Source organism: Pseudomonas sp. RIT-To-2 (assembly GCF_029623465.1).
Taxonomy (GTDB): domain Bacteria; phylum Pseudomonadota; class Gammaproteobacteria; order Pseudomonadales; family Pseudomonadaceae; genus Aquipseudomonas; species Aquipseudomonas silvicola.
Genome location: NZ_JAPYKM010000096.1, coordinates 1 through 1,013 on the forward strand (window position 1 = coordinate 1; position 1,013 = coordinate 1,013).

Genomic DNA, 1,013 nt, shown 5'->3' on the forward strand with positions numbered 1-1,013 from the left:
TGAAACCCAGCGCAACTCCCTGGCTTCCGTCATCGCCGCCGGTGTCGGGATTGGCGCCGCGGGTGCTACGGGGCAGTCGACCGCTGGCCAGATCACCGGAGCCCAGGTGGCCGCAAGCGTAGATCACTACAACCGCCAACTGCACCCCAAGGAAATCGCGCTGCTCAAAGCGCAGGCGTCAGCGTTGGCCCAGGAAGCCAACATCAGCGACGCCGAGGCTGAAGACCGCTTGGCCAAGGCGTTGGCGTACTACGTGGACGCCGGTTGGCACGCGGTGATTGCCCGCCACGAAGACGCCCCGGACAGCACCACCCTGAAGTACCTGGGCATCGCCCTGGCGCCACTGGGCAGCACCTACGACACCCCGCTGCTGGTCAACGGTTTACCTTCAGCCGCGCCGGAGAAGGTGTACACCCCGGGCGAAATTGTTGTGCTGGTGCAGGCCTACCAACTGCTGCATGGCGACCAATACCAGGACAAGCTGATCAATTCGGAATACCTCAACCCTGGCTTCGATGTGGCCAGCAATGAGGACTACCGGTTCTACGAGAAAAACCTCAACTACTCCGCGGATGGGTACAGGGCCGTATCGGGTTCGCTGACAGGGACGACGCAAGGCTACAAGGAGGCCATCACCGAAACGGCGGGTAACTACTGGGCGCTGGCCAACAGCCTGACGAACGACTTTTTCGGTACGGTCGGCAGTGTGTCGTCGGGCGTTGCCAACGGGCTGGTCGCGGCGGTATCGACGGACCAGGCGTGGAACAGCTATTGGGAGAAGCACGACACCACCAAGGTGCTGGAAGCGCTGTACGACTTTCAGGGTGACGCGGCGGCGAGCGCGGCGGTGAAGGCCAAGGATGAAGCCGGCTTGATGCTGGATGCGATTCCGGCGAACCGAGTCGGCAAGTTGGCGGAGGTTGCTGCCAAGGTTGAGGCGCAGGTTGTCAAGCAGGCGGTTCTGCCTGCCGGATATCGCGAAGGTTCGGGCGTGGGGGCTGGGTTCCCTACTA

Annotated in this window: 1 pseudogene; it reads left to right on the forward strand. The window is 62.9% G+C overall.

What is annotated here, in order from left to right:
• Positions 1 to 1,013 (forward strand): annotated as a pseudogene (locus QBK88_RS30690) (hypothetical protein); the annotation flags it as partial.